At 62.7% G+C, this 19,638-nt stretch carries 15 protein-coding genes; 7 read left to right on the plus strand and 8 right to left on the minus strand.

The window, feature by feature from the left end; translation table 11 throughout:
* The first annotated feature begins 79 nt into the window (after nt 1-79).
* The 5 genes from PIN31009_RS08360 to PIN31009_RS08380 all read left to right on the plus strand — a co-directional run bounded on the left by PIN31009_RS08360 (nt 80) and on the right by PIN31009_RS08380 (nt 8,218).
* Nucleotides 80-403, plus strand: coding sequence for a YXWGXW repeat-containing protein (locus PIN31009_RS08360; protein ID WP_174997041.1), 324 nt, complete (start codon nt 80-82; stop codon nt 401-403).
* Between the two features lie 852 nt (nt 404-1,255).
* Nucleotides 1,256-2,944 (plus strand): aspartate-alanine antiporter, encoded by a 1,689-nt coding sequence (aspT, locus tag PIN31009_RS08365; RefSeq protein ID WP_150789927.1) that lies wholly within the window; start codon nt 1,256-1,258, stop codon nt 2,942-2,944.
* A gap of 28 nt (nt 2,945-2,972) precedes the next feature.
* Nucleotides 2,973-4,658, plus strand: a complete 1,686-nt coding sequence (gene aspT / locus PIN31009_RS08370; RefSeq protein WP_087688436.1) for an aspartate-alanine antiporter — start codon at nt 2,973-2,975, stop codon at nt 4,656-4,658.
* A gap of 112 nt (nt 4,659-4,770) precedes the next feature.
* Entirely contained in the window at nt 4,771-6,396 is a 1,626-nt protein-coding gene (locus PIN31009_RS08375) for a bifunctional aspartate transaminase/aspartate 4-decarboxylase (RefSeq protein ID WP_150789928.1), read from the plus strand.
* Nucleotides 6,397-6,970: 574 nt separating this feature from the next.
* Complete coding sequence (locus tag PIN31009_RS08380) at nt 6,971-8,218, plus strand: ShlB/FhaC/HecB family hemolysin secretion/activation protein (protein WP_150789929.1); 1,248 nt, start codon at nt 6,971-6,973, stop codon at nt 8,216-8,218.
* On the opposite strand, the gene PIN31009_RS08385 is transcribed toward PIN31009_RS08380, so the two are convergent.
* Complete coding sequence (locus tag PIN31009_RS08385; RefSeq protein ID WP_246185563.1) at nt 8,202-8,780, minus strand: SLOG cluster 4 domain-containing protein; 579 nt, start codon at nt 8,778-8,780, stop codon at nt 8,202-8,204. The genes PIN31009_RS08380 and PIN31009_RS08385 overlap by 17 nt on opposite strands.
* Nucleotides 8,781-9,102: 322 nt before the next feature.
* On the opposite strand from PIN31009_RS08385, the gene PIN31009_RS08390 reads away from it, so the two are divergent.
* Together PIN31009_RS08390 and PIN31009_RS08395 are read left to right on the plus strand one after the other, a co-directional pair.
* Entirely contained in the window at nt 9,103-9,606 is a 504-nt protein-coding gene (locus tag PIN31009_RS08390; protein ID WP_150789930.1) for a hypothetical protein, read from the plus strand.
* A gap of 436 nt (nt 9,607-10,042) precedes the next feature.
* Complete coding sequence (locus tag PIN31009_RS08395; protein WP_150789931.1) at nt 10,043-10,891, plus strand: EamA family transporter; 849 nt, start codon at nt 10,043-10,045, stop codon at nt 10,889-10,891.
* Between the two features lie 42 nt (nt 10,892-10,933).
* On the opposite strand, the gene PIN31009_RS08400 is transcribed toward PIN31009_RS08395, so the two are convergent.
* The 7 genes from PIN31009_RS08400 to PIN31009_RS08430 all read right to left on the minus strand — a co-directional run bounded on the left by PIN31009_RS08400 (nt 10,934) and on the right by PIN31009_RS08430 (nt 19,541).
* A complete protein-coding gene (locus tag PIN31009_RS08400; protein WP_150683809.1) occupies nt 10,934-11,167 on the minus strand; it encodes a formate dehydrogenase subunit delta in 234 nt (77 codons plus the stop codon).
* Nucleotides 11,168-11,369: 202 nt separating this feature from the next.
* Nucleotides 11,370-14,234: a formate dehydrogenase subunit alpha gene (gene fdhF / locus PIN31009_RS08405; RefSeq protein ID WP_150683810.1), complete on the minus strand. Its 2,865-nt coding sequence runs from the start codon at nt 14,232-14,234 to the stop codon at nt 11,370-11,372.
* A gap of 13 nt (nt 14,235-14,247) precedes the next feature.
* Nucleotides 14,248-15,849, minus strand: a complete 1,602-nt coding sequence (locus PIN31009_RS08410; protein WP_150789932.1) for a formate dehydrogenase beta subunit — start codon at nt 15,847-15,849, stop codon at nt 14,248-14,250.
* On the minus strand, nt 15,846-16,313 hold the full coding sequence (locus PIN31009_RS08415) for a formate dehydrogenase subunit gamma (RefSeq protein ID WP_058379641.1): 468 nt from the start codon (nt 16,311-16,313) through the stop codon (nt 15,846-15,848). Before PIN31009_RS08415 ends, PIN31009_RS08410 begins: the two co-directional genes overlap by 4 nt.
* Nucleotides 16,314-16,976: 663 nt before the next feature.
* Nucleotides 16,977-17,690 (minus strand): GntR family transcriptional regulator, encoded by a 714-nt coding sequence (locus PIN31009_RS08420; protein WP_058379640.1) that lies wholly within the window; start codon nt 17,688-17,690, stop codon nt 16,977-16,979.
* A gap of 29 nt (nt 17,691-17,719) precedes the next feature.
* Nucleotides 17,720-17,938 (minus strand): hypothetical protein, encoded by a 219-nt coding sequence (locus PIN31009_RS08425; protein ID WP_058379639.1) that lies wholly within the window; start codon nt 17,936-17,938, stop codon nt 17,720-17,722.
* A gap of 589 nt (nt 17,939-18,527) precedes the next feature.
* Nucleotides 18,528-19,541 carry a 2-dehydropantoate 2-reductase gene (locus PIN31009_RS08430; protein ID WP_087688428.1) on the minus strand — a complete coding sequence of 338 codons (1,014 nt, stop codon included), beginning with the start codon at nt 19,539-19,541 and terminating at the stop codon, nt 18,528-18,530.
* Between the last annotated feature and the right edge of the window lie 97 nt (nt 19,542-19,638).

Raw genomic sequence — 19,638 nt, forward strand, 5'->3', positions numbered from 1 at the left:
GCCGTTCTCGTCATCGTCTTCGCCTTCGTCCTCATCTTCCCTGTCTCCCGCCACGCGCTCAAGCGTCGTGCGTGCCAGCATGGCCGCGCTCGCCGCCGCCCTGTGTCTGGCAAGCCTGCCGGTACTGGCCGACGTGACGGTCGATCGCGGACCGCCGCCGCCGCGTGTCGAGAATCCACCGGCTGCGACCGGCACGCAATTCTGGGTGCCCGGGTATTGGCAGTGGAGCGCCGGCCGCTACGACTGGATCGACGGCCACATGGAAACCAAGCGCTCGGGCATGCGTTACACGCCGCCGCACTGGGAAGAGACGGCGTCGCATGAGTGGACGCTGCGCGACGGCAAATGGGCCCCCACGAGTTGGGGCCCGGGGACCATTCACGAGATTCGTGCACCAAAATAAACGGCCGATGTGCAGGTGCCTGTCGGCTGTTAAATACATCTGCTATCAAAACTGATTGGCTATCAAGAATCAGTTAAGCGATCGATTGATCCATTGATCCATTGATCGATAGATGATTGATCACTCAAATGCGACGGGCAATCGTGTTGCGGCGTCGTGCCGCAGCACTTGAAAGTTTTTCATCTTTTCCTTCGAATATTTGCGATTGCAAATGTCACATTGATGCGGGCGCTACCGCCACGCCATCACGCTGAGTCTCTCCAGCCCATGTCGGACAACGGACTGCCAAAGATTTATAAAAAATAATCAGGAATGCTATGTATCTATTTGCATGCAGACTTGACGGGCACAAGCTTGAGCCGCTACGCAAAACATATTGACATGCCCGGAACGTTGAACAACACTATGCCGACACCGCGTCACCACGAAATGCGGAACAGTCGCAGATAGCGTAATTTAAATAACTCTCCAAACGAGTTTTGGTAATAACCAAAGCGATTTCGAGCGTTAGGATCGCGTGTCATGCGGCTTATGGTGTAGCGCCCGGGGCTTCTGAGGGAGGAGGCGGGCGTCGTCGATTATCGGGTTGTCTCAACGTTTTGGGATCCGCTATGAACACCGTACGCTTCGGCCCAAGTGCCGCACTGGTTACTTTGCTTTTCCCTGTCCCCACATCCACGCCTGGCAGCGTCACGCCCAGGCGCATAACGTAAAGCCGGTCTTTTCGAACGTATTCCCCTGTGCCTGCCATCCGGGTACGGCTGTCTGTTGCCTTTTGCATTAGCAATTCACGCGCCGGCGCTTGATCGGCGCGGCCCCGTCACCTTAGCGTGACAAGTCGCTGGAGCATTTATGCAGTGTTCTGTCCCGCTGTTTGATGCTGTGCCGTTGATTACGGTATTCGTGTGTGTCGTATTGGGCCAATTGCTTGGCCGCATCAAACTCGGACCGATTCAACTCGGTGGCGTGTGCGGTGCGCTACTGGTAGCGCTGCTGATCGGGCAGACCGGTTGCATGGTCGAAGGCTCGCTCAAGGACTTCGCGTTTGCGCTGTTCATCTTTGCGATGGGCTTCTCCGCCGGGCCGCAGTTCGTCGAGAACCTGAATTTGCGCGGCCTGCGCTTTGGCGTGCTGTCGATCATCGAAGTCGTGTTCGTCTTCGGCATCGTGATGATCGCCGTGAAAGTTCTCGGGCTCGATCCGGGCACGGCTGGCGGTCTGGCTGCGGGCGCGGCGACCGAATCCGCCATGGTCGGTACGGCCATCGAAGCGCTCAACCGCCTCGGCCTCGACCCGGACGCTTTCAAGGCCTTGCAGGCCAACGTGGTCACCGCCTACACGCTGACCTACGTGTTCGGCCTCATCACCATCGTGCTGTTCACCAATCTGCTGGCCCCCCGTTTGCTGGGCATCGATCTCAAGCAGGACAGCGCACGTCTGGCCCGCGAGATGGAAGACGAGAACGGTGCCGAAGCCGGTGCGCCGGCCGCGCCGGATATCGTGGGCCGCAGCTATCGGGTGGCGCACCCCGGCCTCACCGTGGCTGCGCTCGAGGCGGCGCTCGAAGGGCGTGTCGCCGTCGAGCGCGTGCGGCGCGCCACGGCGGCCGTGCCGGTAGCGCAGGCCCTCACGCTTGAGTCCGGTGACGAGTTGCTGCTGGTCGGCCGCCGCGACGCCATGCTCGAAGCGCATGCGCTCGTCGGCCCGGAAGTGGCAGGCACCGAGACGAACGAGATCGTGCTCGTCGAGCGCGATTTCGTCATGACGAACAAGGAAGCCGAAGGGCGCACCGTCGCCGATCTGCGCCGGGAAGCCCCCGTCGAAGTGCGGCACGGCGTGTTCGTCAAATCCGTTAAACGGATGGGCATGCAGTTGCCGTCGCTGGGCAAGATTACGCTGCAACGCGGCGACGTGATCACGTTGCAGGGCTTGCAGGAAGACATCGAGCGCGCGGGTGCCGTGCTGGGCAAAGAGGTGCCGCATGGCAACAAGACGAGTCTGGTGTTTGTCGGTCTGGCGCTGATTCTCGGTCTTTGCATCGGTCACCTGTCGGTACGCATCGGTGGCGTACCGATGACGCTCGGCAGTGGTGGCGGCGCGCTGCTCACGGGCCTCGCGAGCGGTTGGCTGCTCTCGCGCCGGCCCACGTGGGGCACGTTCCCACCGGCGGCTTACGAGCTGCTCAAGGATCTGGGACTGGCCGTGTTTGTCGTGTGCGTGGGGCTTTCCGCAGGGCCGCAGGCGGCCGTGCTGCTTCGCGAACACGGGCTTGCGCTGCCGGTCGTGGGTATTTGTGTGTCGCTCATTCCGGCCCTCGTTTCACTCTGGGTCGGCCACAAGTTGCTGCGCATCGACGGTCCGATCCTGATCGGCGCCATCGCCGGTCAGCAGGCCAGCACGCCTGCGATCAGCGCAGTGGTTCAAACGGCAGACAGCGCGTTGCCGGTCGTGGGGTACACGGTGACCTACGCCCTGTCGAACGTGTTGCTGCCGCTGATGGGGCCCGCCGTCGTATTTGTCGCCCATCAGTTTTCGCACTAGCCCCCCTATTCCTGACGGAGGTTCTGCCGTGGATATCGTGCATAGCATTCTTAATCATGTCCCCGAGGTGGCGATCTTTCTATCGCTCGCCCTCGGGTACGCACTCGGGGCGATCAAGTTCGGCTCCTTCCAGCTAGGCGGTGTGGGCGGTTCGCTGCTCGTCGCCGTCGTCGTCTCGCAGATCGGTATCTCGGTCGACGCGGGCGTGAAAAGCATCATGTTCGCGCTGTTCATCTACGCGGTGGGTTACGAAAGCGGCCCGCAGTTCTTCAACTCGCTCTCGCGCAAGACCTTGCGTGAGATTGCGATGGCGATCTTTCTGGCGGCGTCCGGTCTGGTCACGGTGCTGATCTGCGCCAAGATCTTCGGCTTCGACAAGGGCCTCGCCGCCGGTGTGGCCGGTGGCGGTCTGACGCAATCGGCCATCATCGGTACGGCCGGCGATGCGATTTCGCGTCTGGGTCTGCCCGTCGACGAGGTCAAACGGCTGCAATCCGAAGTGGCCATCGGCTACGCGGTGACCTACATCTTCGGCAGCCTCGGCGCGATCATCGTGTGCGCATCGCTCGTGCCCAAACTCATGGGCCGCACGCTCAAAGAAGACGCCAAGAAGGCCGAACTCGCGATGGCCGGCGGCCAGCAGGTGCTCAATGCCGATCAGGTCGATTCGCTGCCCGCGCTGGTGGGCCGTGTGTATCGCGTGACGACCGGGGCCGGCAAACGCGTGGTCGACATCGAGAAGCAACTCTCCGATGGCGTGACCATCGAGCGCTTGCGCCGTAACGGCAAGATCATCATCGCGACCGACGATCTGGTGCTCGAAACGGGCGACGACGTGATGCTCATCGGCCGCCGCGAAGCCGCCACCGAAGCATGGCGTCTGCTCGGCGACGAACAGCCGCCGTCACGCGACCTCGATATCCCGCTGCGCTTGCAGGACGTGGTGTTCGCCCGCAAGGGCGGCAACGGCAAGACGCTGGGCGAGCTCAAGGCTGGTGTCGAGCGCGATACTAAGCACGGCGTGTACATCGCCAAGATCACGCGGATGGGGCAACCCGTGCCGGTGCTCGACGACACCATCGCGTACCACGGCGACGTGGTCACGCTCTACGGTGCTGACAGCGACGTGCAACGCGCCGCCAAGGAAGCCGGCTATCCGGTCGCGTACTCGGTCAAGACCGACTACGTCTACATGGGCATCGGCATCGTGTTCGGTCTGCTCATCGGCTACATCGTGGTGAAGGTCGGCGGCATTCCGCTCACGCTCGGTAGCGGCGGCGGTGCGCTGTTGGCCGGTCTGGTGTTCGGCTGGCTGCGCGGCAAGCATCCGACCTTCGGCGCCATGCCGCTGGCGGCGAGTTCGCTGCTCAAAGAGCTGGGCCTTGCGACCTTCGTGACCTGCGTGGGGCTGTCTGCCGGTGCACAGGCATGGCAGACGCTGCAACAAAGCGGGGTTTCGATCTTCGTCGCCGGGGTGATCGTCACCATCGTGCCGCTGCTGCTCACGTACCTCTTCGGGCGCTATGTGCTGCGCTACGACAACGTGGCCATTCTGGCCGGTGCGTTGTCGGGCTCGCGCAGTGCCAACCCGGCCTTCGGCGAAATTCTCGACAAGGCCGAGAGCAACGTGCCGACGGTGCCGTTCGCCATTACTTATGCCATTGCCAACGTGTTGCTTACGTTGCTTGGACCGCTTGTGGTGTCGCTGTCCTAGTGCCGTATCGGGCCCTTTCCCCGAGGGCCCGGGCCAGCGAAAGTCTTTGCCCGATCGTTTGTCATTGCCAGTCAATGTCTGATCGCACTTGGTTGTTCATGGAGATAACGCTATGAAATCGAAGGAACTCGACGCACTCGCCAAACTCAGCCCGTTCGAATTCAAGGACACGCTGATCGAACTCGCGCAAGAGAATGGCGCACAGCGCTCGATGCTCAATGCCGGGCGCGGTAACCCGAACTTTCTCGCGCTCGAACCGCGTCACGGCTTCTTCCAGTTGGGACTGTTCGCGCTGTCGGAAGCCGCGCGTCAGTTCACGTACATGCCCGAAGGCGTGGGTGGTATTCCCCCGGGCAAGGGCGTCGAAGCACGCTGGCAGGATTTCGCCCGCGAGAATCATCAGGCCGAAGGGGTGAAATTCCTCGAGAAGGCCATCTCGTACATTCGCGATCAGATGGGCCTGAACGTGGAGGATTTCCTCACGGAAATGGTGCACGGCATTCTGGGCTGTAACTACCCGGTGCCGGACCGCATGCTCAAGAACACCGAGAAGATTTCGGCCAAGTACCTGCGCCGCGAGATGGTCGGCAAGCATCCGTTCACCGGCAACTTCGACCTGTTTGCTGTCGAAGGCGGCACGGCGGCCATGACGTATCTGTTCAACACGCTCAAGACCAACCATCTGCTGCAAGCCGGCGACACGATCGCGCTCGGCATGCCGATTTTCACGCCGTATATCGAAATTCCGGAACTGGCCGACTATCAGCTTCACGAAGTGAACCTGAACGCCGATCCGGAACTGGGCTGGCAGTATTCGAAGAAGGAACTCGACAAGCTGCTCGACCCGAAGATCAAGGCGTTCTTCCTCGTGAACCCGAGCAACCCGCCGTCGGTCAAGCTCGACGACGCCTCGCTCGACCATCTGGCTGCCATCGTCAAGAAGCGCCCGGACCTGATCATCCTCACCGATGACGTGTACGGCACGTTTGCCGACGACTTCCGCTCGCTGTTCGCCATCGCGCCGTACAACACGATTCTCGTGTACTCGTACTCGAAGTATTTCGGGGCCACGGGCTGGCGTCTGGGCGCGATCGCCACGCACGAGAAGAACGTGTTCGACGACAAGATCGCCAAGCTGCCCAAGGCGCAACGCGAAGGGCTGAATGCGCGCTACTCGTCGATCACGACCGAACCCGAGAAGCTCAAGTTTATCGACCGTCTGGTGGCCGACAGCCGCGCCGTGGCGCTGAACCACACCGCCGGTCTGTCGACGCCGCAGCAGGTGCAGATGGCGCTCTTCTCGCTGTTCTGCCTGATGGATGAGCCGGACGCCTACAAGCATGCCGTGAAGCGCATCATCCGCCGCCGCAAGGCCGTGATGTACCGCGCCGCCGGGATCACCGAGGAAACCGGCCCGAACACCGTCGACTACTACAACATTCTCGATCTGGAAGTCTCGGGCACGAAGATCTACGGCAAGGGCTTCGTCGACTGGTTCATGAAGAACATCGATCCGTCGGAAGTGCTGTTCCGTCTGGCCAAGGAAAGCGGCGTGGTGCTGCTGCCGGGCCGCGGCTTCGGCACGCTGCACCCGTCGGGCCGTGTGTCGCTCGCCAACCTGAACGAGCCGGATTACATCCAGATCGGTGCGACGGTGCGCAAGCTCATGGACGAGTACAACGAGCGGTATCTGGCCGGCGGTTCCGGTGGCGCCAGCAAGGGTGGCAAGAAGAAGTAAGCCACGCCTTCGCGTCACAAACGTCGACCACGGTGCCGCACGTCTAGCGTGCGGTACCGGCAGGCCCCCCCTCGATCGCCCCTCCATGGCGATCGATCATTGCCCGGGAACCACCTTCCCGGGCTTTTTTACGATGTGAAATCTGTGGGCCATCTCCCCGATGTGTGCCACGGCGGCAGGGTTGGGGCGGCTTGCAACATCGTTTTGCGACATTTCGTCGCGCCAATAAAAATGCCCGCACGAGGCGGGCAGAAGTCACTACAGGGGAAGTCACGCGTTATGAGCGTCGAACCCGTGAAAGAGTTCCCAAGGAAAGTGACTGGCAGCGTGTCATACGATCGACGTAAAATGGTCACTTGTCGCTAAACACCCCCCGATGTCGTCAGCGGCGCACGAAGCTCGCGAAACGACGCGCGCGTGGGGGTGGGTCTTCGGGTGTCGAATGTCGGTAAAGTCGGTCGTGCGCAGTGGCTTGACGATGGTCGCGTGTCTCAACGCCGTCACGTCGTCGGTCGCTCACGCACAGTCATTGTTCTCGGATCCCAATCCACCGTGTTTCACTGAGCAGAATGCCTTGTCCTACGGGTTGTGGGACCGCGGCCTTGCGCCTCAGTATTTTGTGCCGCCCCCCGAGCCAGCACCGGCGCCTGCTGCGCAGGACCCGGGCGTCTCGTCCGATCCCATTGCTCTGTTTGCCGGTGACGATCCGAATGCCGTTGCCGCCACTGTAGATCGCGAGGCGGCGCAGCGCGCAGCGTCAGCCGCTCAAGCCGCTGAGGCGGCGGGGCCTGCTGTGGGTGAGGGCGTAGCGAGTGCTGCTGCGGCGGCGGTGCCTGAAGGCGTTGCCAGTGCCGCACAGGCTGCGGGTGCCGACGGCGTGGCGAGTGAAGCCGCCGCACAGGCTGACGTACCGCCGCCGCCACCGCCATCGCCACCATTGCCCGCAGCCGACTTTGCCGTCGCGCCGGAATTGAGCGCCGACGGAACGGCGATTTCCGCGACGGCGCTGCTGGCACCGGGTGAAGTGGCGCCTGAGCCGGCCGCGCCTCCTCCGCCCCCGGATGTCGCTCCGCCCAATGGTTTCCTCGCCCGGGCATCCTGCTTGCGCGGGCAGCCGCGCACCGAGAGCTACGCCGCTCGCAACATCCGCATGCTCATGCGTCACGGGTTGGTGGTGCGCAACGAGAACCTGCCGCTCATCGCCTCGCGCAGCAAAACGCCGGGGGAAGGTGCTGTGGGTTTTCAGGTGCTCAACGAGCAGCCGTATCAGTTCAATCTGGGCATGAACAACAGCGGCATGACGACCACCGGCAAGATGCAGGGCACGGCCAATCTGTTGATGAACAACCCGCTCGGCATGTACGGCAAGTTCAACACGACGGTGAGTCAGGACTTGCAGAACGCCCGTCGCGATGCGACCAACCGCGATCTCACGGCCAACTACTCCGTGCCGCTCGATGCCGACTGGACGGTCGGGCTGACGGGCAAGACCAATGCGGCCACCGACCAGATTGCCACCGGCACCACGCAGACGCAGACGTTGCAATGGCGCGTGCGCCGAGCGTTCGATGTGACGTCGAACGGTTCGACCGGGATCGAGTTGCGCTACAACCGCAGCCGTACCGAAGACCCGAACGCCCTCCATACCTATGACAGTTACGCCGAGGTGGGCCTGAACCACACCCACTATCTCGGCACGTCCAAGCTGGATCTGTCGGTCATGCAGCGGCTCAACGCGCCGTGGATGCCGTCGTCGAGCGGGCCGCCCGGTTGGTCCTACCGATTCCAGTCGATCGACGCGAAGCTCACGGTGCCGTTCTGATGAACGCCAGCACCGCGTCGAGCGACGTGGTGCGTGCGAGCGAGGCCGGCAGGTCTGCAAAATGCTCGCTTTCCCCGAAGAGAATCACAGGCTTGCCGTAACGCACGGCAAGCCTGACTTCGTCGCGCGTGCCATGACTGCCCGGCAGCGCGACGATGACGTCGCTCGACAGCACGTTGATGGAATTGCGCGAGAGCGTACCCGGCGGCGCATCGGGCAGATGGCGCGGCAGCGGACTCACGATAGTGATTTCGACGAACGGATTCGGATAACCGGACAGGGGACGGTAGCCTTTTCCTACATCGGCACCGCCGTTTTCTCCCAATTCACTTTCCACCGCTTCTGTGGGCACTACGCCGATGCTGCGCCCTACGCGCCCGGGCACGGCGCAGAACGCTTCGCTCACGCTGGACATCACGCCTTGTCCACCGCCGGTGAGCAAATGGTAGCCGGCCGCCGCGAGTGCGTGACCGAGCGGGGCAGCGAGTTCAATCCACGGCTGCTTGCCGGAACCCATCACGCCGATGGTTTTGGAACGTTGGGGGAGGGGAGTCGCCGTCATATGGGAAGCGGGATTTACGCGCTGCCGATCATAAACGAATTCACGCCGCCGCGACGAGCAGACCCGCACGTGTAAACGCGGGTAAAACGCGGGGGAATCGTCGGCAAGTTGTACGTGAGCCGCAGGCAAAAAAAACCCGCCGGATGGGCGGGTGAGGAAGCAGGCCTCCCACGGGGAAGTGAAAGCCTGATCTCGCGAGGTGTATGCGAGATGCGTTAGTATCGTGATCTAGTGGGTCGTTGGCTATGGGCTAAGTCCTAAAGTGCATGTCAGACGCTTTCCATTTCCATTTCGTACACTTTCTGACGCAGCGAGTCTTTCCATGAGTGAACCGATCGAATCCGCCGCCTCCGCTGATGCTGCCGATGCCGCCGATGCTGCGCAAATTGCGGCTATGCAAGGCCTGCGTACGGCGCTGCTGGCACAACACAAAGTGCTGATCGCCAACGACCGCCAGCAGTACGAGGCGGTGTTCGGTGCCGTGCCGACTGGCCGCTTCGTCCAACTGCTGACGGAAGATCCTTGGTTCCGGTGGCTCGATCCGCTCTCGCGCCTGATCGTCGCGATCGACGAGTGGCAGGAACAGACACCGCCGACCGCCGCCAGTGGTATCGCGCTGGCGGACATGGCTGCCAAATTGTTTAGGGATGCCGACGAAGAGTTTGGCGAGCGATATCGTTTGGCGCTGCAACAGGCCCCCGAGGCCGTGATGGGGCAGGGCCGTGTCGTCGCGGCACTGCGCACCGTGCCGCAGTCGCCCCCTTCGGCATCGGGTACCTCGGACGCATCGGGTCAAAAGGACGCCGACACATCCCCGAAGTCGTAGCATCGGGCCGAAAACGAGGGCGACAGCGCTTGAGCAGGGTGATGCCGGACCGTCAAGCCGAATATTTGTTCCGGGGCTGATCGTTTTTTGGGCAAGGCTCTTGACAGCCCCTAAGCACGGGCGATCTGAGCGACAAGGGTCAGGTTATCCAGTGGGTTATCCACAAAGGGTGTGGACAACTTTTCTCGCGAGACGCGAACCCGTCCGTGTTTTTTTCCCTGATTGCGCCCCGGCACCGTTTCGGCATGCAGACCGAAATCGTCTGGCCCCGTGGGATTGTTGGACGCTGGCTCTATGGCGGCACGCGCGCTGCTGCCACAATAACGGCTTGCCCGGCGGCCCATCCATCGAAAGCACGTATTCGTCGCAACCACACGCCGCCGGTTGCCGTCGCCCCGACCGCCCCCCGTCGACCCGTTGCCCCGCTACCCCGTTAATGACCACTACGCCTATCGTGCTGCTGGTGCTGCTCTCTGCACTGATGCACGCCACTTGGAACGCCTTTCTCCACGCAAGCCCCGACCGCGTCTGGCAAATCGGCCTGATGGCGGTGCCGCAATTCCTTGCGGCCGTGGTCGGCATCGTGTTGTTGCCGCTGCCACCGGTGCAGGTCTGGCCGCTGATCTTGCTGTCGGCGTGTGCGCAGGTCGGCTATACCGTGGCGCTGATCCGCGCGTATCGGGTAGGGGAATTCGGGCAGATCTATCCGATTGCGCGGGGCATCTCCCCCTTATTGATCTCCGGGGCGGCGCTGTTGCTCGCGGGCGAGTGGCCCTCCGGCACCGCCGCCCTCGGCATCACATGTATCTGCGCCGGCATTCTCACGCTCGCGCTGCGCGGGCGTCGTTTCTCGGGTGATAGCGTACCTGCCGCCTTGCTCACCGGCGTGTTCATCGCGGCCTACACGGTCGTGGATGGCTTTGGCGTGCGGATGTCGAACGGCAACGGCTTCGGCTATATCGCGTGGGCCTATTTGTTCGCCAGCGTGCCGCTCGTCGGGGGCGTGTGGAAATTGCGGGGCGGTTGGCGCGGAATGTTCTTTGCGCCGCGCCGGCGCGTGATCGAGGCGCTCGGGGCTGGGGTGGTCGCGCAGTGCGCTTACGGCATGGTGGTGTTCGCGCTGCAATTTCTGCCGATGGGTGTGGTCTCGGCGCTGCGCGAATCGAGTGCCATCTTTGCGGTGCTCCTCGGCTGGCTCTTCCTGCGCGAGAAGCTCAACGCGCGCCGTCTGGTGGCGTGCAGTCTGGTCGTGGGCGGCGCGGTCCTGATCAAACTCGGTGCATGAGCCGGTACCAGAGACATTCTCCGGCACCGGTTTTTCCTGCATTCACCCGCGCGGCCAAAGCTCCGCACGATGGGCCGTAATGGCCGCCACCACGATTTCGCGCATGCCGTGACCGTCGGTCGATTCGAGATGTTCGAGAATCGTCATGCGCATGCGCGGTGCCCAGAAGCGCCGCAAGTGCCCCGCAATGCTCTCGAGCGCTTCGTCGCGGTCGGGCATCGTCTCGAAGAAATCGCCGATCTGATTGGCCATCTTGACCAGATTGTCGGTGTCCATGATCTGTTCTGTCCCCTCTCGTAATCCGCTGTCTTTGCGTTGGTCCGCTAATCCGTCACTTGACTGGTCCGCTGCACGGGGCCGGCCCGTGGACAATCCTGCGTCCGCCGCATCGTCTCATGGCGTTGGACGATGAAGCCCGCCGGCACCCGGCGATGGACGCGGATTGTCCTGGTTGCTCCTTACACAAACCCGGCCAAACTTACCCCGCGTTCGCTTCGGCCGCGCCTTGTGCGTGGCCCAGAAACGCTTCCTGCTGACGGTTGAAGTCCGAGTACTGGCGCTGCCAATCCGACGGCTGTGCCACCGGCGAGACCTGCACCGCCGTCACCTTGTACTCGGGGCAGTTGGTCGCCCAGTCCGAGTTGTCGGTCGTGATGACGTTGGCCCCCGACTCCGGGAAGTGGAACGTCGTGTACACCACGCCCGGCTGCATGCGATCGCTCACGATCGCGCGCAGCACCGTCTCGCCGGCACGGCTCTGAATGCCGACCCAGTCGCCATCCTTCACGCCGCGCTCTTCCGCGTCATGGGGGTGGATCTCGAGCCGGTCTTCACTGTGCCAGTGGTTGTTGTCGGTACGACGCGTCTGCGCGCCGACGTTGTACTGCGACAGAATCCGGCCCGTGGTCAGAATGAGCGGGAAGCGGCGCGTCACCTTCTCGTCGGTCGGCACGTACTGCGTAATCAGGAACTTGCCCTTGCCGCGCACGAATTCGTCGATGTGCATGACCGGGGTGCCTTCCGGCGCTTCGGCGTTACACGGCCATTGCACGCTGCCCAACTCGTCGAGTCTGGCGTAGCTCACGCCGCTGAAGGTCGGCGTCAGGCGGGCAATCTCGTCCATGATTTCCGACGGGTGCGAGTAGTTCATCTCGTAGCCCAGACGCTTGGCGAGCATGATCGTCACTTCCCAGTCGGCGTAGCCACCGCGCGGCGGCATCACCTGACGCACGCGCGAGATACGGCGCTCGGCGTTGGTGAACGTGCCGTCCTTCTCCAGGAACGACGAACCGGGCAGCAGCACGTGGGCGTACTTGGCGGTTTCGTTCAGGAAGATGTCCTGCACGACGATGCACTCCATCTGCTCCAGCGCGTGGGTCACGTGCTGCGTGTTCGGGTCGGACTGAACGATGTCTTCGCCTTGGCAGTACAGGCCCATGAAGGTGCCCGAGAGTGCGGCATCGAACATGTTCGGAATCCGCAGGCCCGGCTCCGCTTGCAGCTCGACGCCCCATTCGGCTTCGAACAGTGCACGCGCGCTCGCGTCCGAAACGTGGCGATAGCCCGGCAGTTCGTGCGGGAACGCGCCCATGTCGCATGAGCCTTGCACGTTGTTCTGACCGCGCAGCGGGTTCACGCCCACGCCTTCGCGGCCGATGTTGCCGGTGACCATCGAGAGGTTGGCGATGCCGATCACCGTCGTGGAACCTTGCGCATGCTCGGTCACGCCCAGCCCGTAGTAAATCGCTGCGTTGCCGCCCGTGGCGTACAGACGCGCGGCGCCACGCACCAGATGCGCCGGCACACCGGTGTGGATTTCCGTGGCTTCCGGCGAGTTCTCTGCACGGGTGACGAAGTCACGCCATTGGCCGAAGGCGCGGTCTTCGCAGCGCTCGGCGATGAAGTCATCCGCCATCAGGCCTTCGGTGACGATTACGTGGGCGAGGGCGTTGACCATCGCTACGTTCGTGCCGGGGCGCAGTTGCAGGTGGTAGTCGGCGTGGATGTGCGGGCTCTTCACCAGATCGATGCGGCGCGGGTCGATCACGATCAGCTTGGCGCCTTCGCGCAGACGCTTCTTCATGCGTGAGCCGAACACCGGGTGACCGTCGGTCGGGTTCGCACCCATCACCAGAATCACGTCGGAGTGTTCCACCGATTTGAACGTCTGCGTACCGGCCGATTCGCCGAGCGTGGCCTTCAGGCCGTAGCCGGTCGGCGAGTGGCACACACGGGCGCAGGTGTCGACGTTGTTGTTGCCGAAGGCAGCGCGCACGAGTTTTTGCACGAGGTAGTCTTCCTCGTTCGTGCAGCGCGACGACACCAGACCGCCGATCGAGTCGCGGCCGTATTTGGCCTGAATGCGCTTGAACTCCGACGCGGCGTAGTCGAGTGCCTCGTCCCACGACACTTCCTGCCACGGGTCGGTGATCTTCTTGCGGATCTTCGGCGTGAGGATGCGGTCCTTGTGCGTGGCGTAGCCCCATGCAAAGCGGCCCTTCACGCAGGCATGGCCTTCGTTGGCCTGACCGTCCTTGTGCGGCACCATGCGCACGACTTCATTGCCCTTCATCTCCGCCTTGAGCGAGCAGCCGACGCCGCAATAGGCGCAGGTGGTGACCTTGGCGTGCTCGGCCTGACCGAGGTGAATGACCGACTTCTCTTGCAGCGTTGCGGTCGGGCAGGCGGCCACGCAGGCGCCGCACGACACGCATTCCGAATCCATGAACGGCTGATCCTGCCCCGGCGACACGCGCGCTTCGAAGCCGCGGCCCGAGATCGTCAGCGCGAAAGTGCCCTGCGTTTCTTCACAGGCGCGCACGCAGCGATTGCAGACGATGCACTTCGAGGCGTCGTAGGTGAAGTAGGGGTTGGTTTCGTCTTTCTGGCTGTCGAAGTGGTTGGCGCCGTCGAAGCCGTAGCGCACTTCGCGCAGGCCGGTGACACCCGCCATGTCCTGCAACTCGCAGTCGCCGTTGGCCGCACAGGTCAGGCAGTCGAGCGGGTGATCGGAGATGTACAGCTCCATCACGCCCTTGCGCAGCTCCTGCAACTTCGGCGTTTGCGTGCGCACTTTCATGCCCGGCTCAACGGGCGTGGTGCACGACGCGGGGAAGCCGCGACGGCCTTCGATTTCCACCAGACACAGGCGGCACGAGCCGAACGGCTCCAGCGAGTCGGTGGCGCACAGCTTGGGCACATTCACGCCGCCTTCGGACGCCGCACGCATGATCGACGTGCCGGCGGGCACGGTGATCTGCTCGCCGTCGATCTCGAGTGTGACTTCTTTCTGCGACTCGCGACGCGGCGTGCCGTAATCCTTTTCGAACATCGGGTCCATCATGGTGAGGGCTCTCCTAGGCGGCCTTAGTCGGCTGGTTCGATGCTTCAGCCGCGCCGAAGTCTTCGGGGAAATGGTTCAGTGCCGACAGCACGGGGTAGGGCGTCATGCCGCCCATTGCGCACAGTGAGCCGGCCAGCATGGTGTCGCACAGGTCGCGCAGCAGCTTGATCTGTTTGGGGCGGTCGCGCCCGTCGATGATCCGGTCCATCACTTCGACGCCACGCGTCGAGCCGATGCGGCACGGTGTGCACTTGCCGCACGATTCGATGGTGCAGAACTCCATCGCGTAGCGCGCCAGCTTGGCGAGATCGACGGTGTCGTCGTGGGCCACGATGCCGCCGTGACCGAGTACGGCCCACAGCGCGGCAAACGCTTCGTAGTCGAGCGGCGTGTCCCACTGTGATTCGGGCAGATAAGAGCCGAGCGGGCCGCCGACCTGCACCGCGCGCAGCGGACGGCCGGTGATGGCACCGCCGCCGTAGTCGTACAGAATCTCGCGCAGCGTGACACCGAAGGCCTTCTCGATCAGGCCGCCGTACTTGATGTTGCCCGCGAGCTGAATCGGCAGCGTGCCGCGCGAGCGGCCCATGCCGAAGTTCTTATAGAAGTCGGCGCCGCGATCCATGATGATCGGCACCGAGGCCAGCGAGATCACGTTGTTGATGACCGTCGGCTGGCCGAACAAGCCTTCGATGGCGGGCAGCGGCGGCTTGGCGCGCACGACACCGCGCTTGCCTTCGAGGCTCTCGAGCAGCGCGGTTTCTTCGCCGCAGACATACGCGCCGGCGGCCTTGCGCACTTCCAGATGGAACGTCTTGCCCGAGCCGAGGATGTTCTCGCCAAGGTAGCCGGCGGCCTGTGCATTGACGATAGCTTCATTGAGCACATCGATCGAATGCGGGTACTCGCTGCGCACGTAGATATAGCCGCGCGTGGCGCCGACGGCGATGCCGCCGATCGTCATGCCTTCGACGAGCACGAGCGGATCGCCTTCCATCAGCATGCGGTCGGCAAACGTGCCGGAGTCGCCTTCGTCGGCGTTGCAGACGATGTACTTCTGCGCCGACGGCGTGTTCAGCACGGTCTTCCACTTGATACCGGTCGGGAAGGCTGCGCCGCCGCGGCCGCGCAGGCCCGAATCGGTCACTTGCGTGACGATGGTGGCACCGTCCATGGCGAGGGCGTTGCGCAGACCGCGATAGCCGTCGTGGGCGACGTAATCGTCGACCGAGACCGGATCGGTCACGCCCACGCGAGCGAACGTGAGACGTTCCTGCTGCTTCAGATACGGGATTTCTTCGGTCAGACCGAGTGCGAGCGGATGATCGCCGCCGGTGATGACGTTTGCATCGAACAGGGCCGGCACGTCGTCGACTTCGACCGGGCCGTAGGCGACGCGGCCTGCCGGCGTGGCGACTTCGAGCAGCGGTTCGAGCCAGAGCATGCCGCGCGTGCCGTTGCGCACCAGCTCGATGGCGATGCCGCGTGCGGCCGCTTCAGCGACGATGGCCTCGGCGACTTCATCGGCACCGAGGGCGAGGGCGGCAGAGTCGCGCGGCAGGTAGAGACGCACGGTGCCGGTCGATGGGCTGGATTGGGCGGGAGCTTGGCTCATACGGCATCCTTCGCGCGGGCGAGCAGGCGGTCGAATTTCTCGGGGGTGACGCGCGCGTGCAGCTTGTCGTCGATGGTGATGGCCGGCGACGTGGCGCACTGGCCAAGGCAAAACACGGGTTCGAGCGCGACGTCGCCGCTATGGGCGTGCATCGCGCAACCGATGACGCGCTCGGCATGCGCCACGAGGGCATCGGCGCCCATGCTCTGACAGGCTTCGGCACGACAAATCTGCACCACGTGGCGCGGCGGCGCACTGGTGCGGAAGTGGTGATAGAACGTGATCACGCCGTGAACTTCGGCGCGCGAGAGATTGAGGGCGTTGGCGATAACGGGCACGGCGTCCGGGGGAACGAAGCCGAAGGCTTCCTGAACGTCGTGGAGGATGGGCAATAGCGGCCCTTCCTGCGCTGCATGAGCGTCCAGAATCGCTTGCACCGTCGCGACGGAATAAGCCTCGCGCATGGCAGTTGTCTCCTGTTTGGCTTGCCGGGGGGACGGCGCACCTGCGGGTATGAATATGTTTTGTCTACCGCAATTAAATTCCGGCAAACCTGTTCGGCTTGCCCCGGGGCGAGAGGCCCGATAAAAACGCATCCGGAAGACGCGGCTCGGGTCTAGCGATTAGCGTTGACGCCGGATGCGTGTGCGGCACATAGCCCCCACCATATGCCGCACGAGCTGGCCTCTCGCCCGTTGCTTACATCATGAACCGGAACTGCCAAGCCTCGCTGATCTGCGAGCGGCTTGTCGCCCACTTTCCCGGGCGGCGCTTCGTCACGTCTGGGGCGGCATGGGGAGTGGCCGTCTTGTCGGTGCCGAAGCATCAGTATGTGAAACACGATATATGATATACGGTATACGTGCAATAGTTTGGGAGGGGGTTTGGCAGGCTCGTTTACCCGAGGTCGCCGGGGTGCGGGTGATTTGGGTAACGCGACGATGCGAAAGACGAGGTGAAGCGGGGCGTCGGCGAGCGCGACGAAGAGAGGGCAGCTAATAGAGTATGCCGTGGAGTCGGCGCAGAGGCGCGAGGAAACAAAAAAGCCAGCGGCACGAGTGTGCGGCTGGCTTTCTTTGTGCGCAGATGCGATGCGCTTGGCGGACGTCAGTCGCCATACAGATCGATCAGTCGAGGAAGTCGCAATGCTCTTCGACGAACGCGGCCAGACCGAGGGTGTGGTCGCGCGCGAGCTTCTCGGCCAGTTCCGTATCGCGTTTTTCCAGTGCGGTAATGATCTTCAGGTGGTCGACAATCGAGCGTGCGGCCCGGTCGTTCTGAGCGATCGTTACTTTACGGATGGCACGTACGTGAATGAACAGGTTCTTGATGGTGTTCGCAATCGCTTGCGAGCCGCCAAGATTGATCAGCGCCTGATGAAAGTCGATGTTGGCGTCGGAATACTCTTCGATGTGATCCGTCGGCGGTGCATTGACGAATTCATCGAACAGATGACGCAGCTTCGCGATTTCGTCATCCGATGCGTGCAGTGTTGCCAGACGGGCCGACATACCTTCGAGGGCGGCCCACATCTGAATCATCTCGACGATTTCACGCTTGGTCTTGCGGATGATGAAGATGCCACGACGCGGCACGGTGCGCAGAAAACCTTCCTGTTCCAGCAAGGTCATCGCTTCGCGAATCGGTGTGCGCGAAACGCCAAGCTCCTGGATGAGCTGACGCTCGTCCAGGCGGATCTCTTCTTTCCGGTTATAGATATCAGCGTCGGCGATGGCTTTTTTCAGCCGCGCATACGCCTGATTACGAAAACTCGTGGTGGTATCGATCGGCCCCAGCGCGAGTGGTGTCACTCGCTCCGGAGTTGGGGTGATCAGGGACATGCAATAGTCTCCTAGGTATTACGGCCTCCTCAGAGGCGCAATGCTTGCTGCCCCACGACGGTTGCCGGCTTCGTGACGAGTTTACCCGATTCGATTGCCTGCGTGGTTTCCGCCAGGTAAGCGAAGCGGCCGTTCTTCTCGGCCTTTTCAAGCATCGACGCCGGCAGCGATGCATACAGATGAACCATGGCAATACCGGTGGCGAGGGCGGCAGCGAGGGCGAGCAAAGTCAGCGCAGCGACAAACATGATGACACTCCTGAAAGACGAAAATTGATCAGTACGTGGGGGAGAACTTGCTTTGCATTGTATGTCGCAACGCAGCAAGTCTCAAGATATACTACATACGGAATATCAAAATTTATCGTTTTTCGGGACATTCTATGGGTGTCACCCCCAGTCGATAGGCCGATTTTGTCTCTTTTTCCGATAGTGCCGGGCGGGTCGATGCGCGGCGCTGACCTCCTCAAGTGTCCGGTTGGCGTGCAAGAGTGTGGATTTCGGGACGCGCTGATCGTGCGCTGTCAGTCGCGTGCTCGAAGGTGTCCTCAAAAAGGGGAAAACGGTGATATTGCGTTGCCGCGAAACCACAGCCGGTATTGCGTACATCCGGCAGGCAAGCGGCGAAGGTGCCCAAAAAGGGCCAAATACAAATCGGGACCGACGGGGCAGGGCACGACTGCGGCGGGGCCACCCTGAGGTTGTTGCCGCAACCGGCCCTGCTATATAGATAGGGTGCGTGACAAGCGAAGTGCAACGCGCCCGCCTGCCACACACCCTATATCAGTAGCGATTTCCCGCTAACGGCTCGGGCTCGCCCCAGTTCGAGCAAGTTCGCTCAGGCGGCCTTGGCCAGCCGTGCCTGCGCAGCGGCGACGGCATCGGGCTGGGTCATGAACTCGCGTTGCTGAATCAGCGCGAGCACGACATCGAGCGTCGGGGTCGGTACGGCGGCGAGGCGGCCCATTTCCTGAACGACGGAGACGAGCGGATCGATTTCCATCGCCCGGCCGCGCTCGAGATCCTGAAGCATCGACGTCTTGTGCGAACCCACGGCACCGGCACCATTGATACGGCGCTCGACGTCGACGCGGAAATGCACGCCGAGTTTGTCGCCGATCGCTTTGGCTTCGAGCATCATCGCGCGGGCGACGGCACGTGTGCCGGGATCGCTGGCGATGATGTCCAACGTGCCGTGCGTCAGCGCCGAGATCGGGTTGAAGCAGAGGTTGCCCCACAGCTTGAGCCAGATCTCATCGCGGATGTTTTCGCGAATCGGGGCGTCGAGTCCGCCTTCGGTCATGATTTTTGCCAGCGCTTCGACGCGCGGCGTACGCTCACCGCTGGCTTCGCCGAGCGGAAACTTGTTGCCGTACACGTGCTGAATCACGCCGGGCGCGACGACTTCGGTGGCCGGATAAACGACGCAGCCGATGGCGCGTTCGGGGCCGAGCTGGCGCCACTGACGGCCGCCCGGATCGATGCTCTCGAGGGTGCTGCCCTCCAGCGCGCCGCCGTGCTTATAGAAGTACCAGTAGGGAATGCCATTCACGGCGGTTACCACCGCAGTGTCCGGCCCGATGAGCGGCTGCATGGCGTCGAGTACCGCCGGCACCGAGTGCGCCTTGAGCGCGATGATGACGTAGTCCTGCGGACCGAGCTCACGCGGGTCATCGGTGCAACGCAGCTGGGCGACGCGTTCTTCGCCGTCGATCAACAACTTGAGTCCGTGCTCACGCATCGCCGCGAGATGCGGTCCGCGCGCCACCAGACTGACATCGGCCCCGGCGCGCGCAAGCTGCACGCCGAGATAACCACCGATGGCACCGGCGCCATAGATGCAAATCTTCATGAAGTCTCCCTCCACAAATGGTCAATCGAAACTTGGCCTTTTATTTTTCTAATATCAAATGTTGTATATCGTATATCACAAGGCGGGAAGCACCAAG

The organism is Pandoraea iniqua, assembly GCF_902459685.1.
GTDB lineage: Bacteria > Pseudomonadota > Gammaproteobacteria > Burkholderiales > Burkholderiaceae > Pandoraea > Pandoraea iniqua.

Excerpts from the sequence above, each read along its gene's own strand:
- PIN31009_RS08360 (WP_174997041.1), top strand. The coding sequence starts at position 80 with ATGGCCGCGCTCGCCGCCGCCCTGTGTCTGGCAAGCCTGCCGGTACTG.
- aspT (WP_150789927.1), top strand. The coding sequence starts at position 1,256 with ATGCAGTGTTCTGTCCCGCTGTTTGATGCTGTGCCGTTGATTACGGTA.
- PIN31009_RS08375 (WP_150789928.1), top strand. The coding sequence starts at position 4,771 with ATGAAATCGAAGGAACTCGACGCACTCGCCAAACTCAGCCCGTTCGAA.
- PIN31009_RS08385 (WP_246185563.1), bottom strand. The coding sequence starts at position 8,780 with ATGACGGCGACTCCCCTCCCCCAACGTTCCAAAACCATCGGCGTGATG.
- PIN31009_RS08390 (WP_150789930.1), top strand. The coding sequence starts at position 9,103 with ATGAGTGAACCGATCGAATCCGCCGCCTCCGCTGATGCTGCCGATGCC.
- PIN31009_RS08395 (WP_150789931.1), top strand. The coding sequence starts at position 10,043 with ATGACCACTACGCCTATCGTGCTGCTGGTGCTGCTCTCTGCACTGATG.
- PIN31009_RS08400 (WP_150683809.1), bottom strand. The coding sequence starts at position 11,167 with ATGGACACCGACAATCTGGTCAAGATGGCCAATCAGATCGGCGATTTC.
- fdhF (WP_150683810.1), bottom strand. The coding sequence starts at position 14,234 with ATGATGGACCCGATGTTCGAAAAGGATTACGGCACGCCGCGTCGCGAG.
- PIN31009_RS08410 (WP_150789932.1), bottom strand. The coding sequence starts at position 15,849 with ATGAGCCAAGCTCCCGCCCAATCCAGCCCATCGACCGGCACCGTGCGT.
- PIN31009_RS08415 (WP_058379641.1), bottom strand. The coding sequence starts at position 16,313 with ATGCGCGAGGCTTATTCCGTCGCGACGGTGCAAGCGATTCTGGACGCT.
- PIN31009_RS08420 (WP_058379640.1), bottom strand. The coding sequence starts at position 17,690 with ATGTCCCTGATCACCCCAACTCCGGAGCGAGTGACACCACTCGCGCTG.
- PIN31009_RS08425 (WP_058379639.1), bottom strand. The coding sequence starts at position 17,938 with ATGTTTGTCGCTGCGCTGACTTTGCTCGCCCTCGCTGCCGCCCTCGCC.
- PIN31009_RS08430 (WP_087688428.1), bottom strand. The coding sequence starts at position 19,541 with ATGAAGATTTGCATCTATGGCGCCGGTGCCATCGGTGGTTATCTCGGC.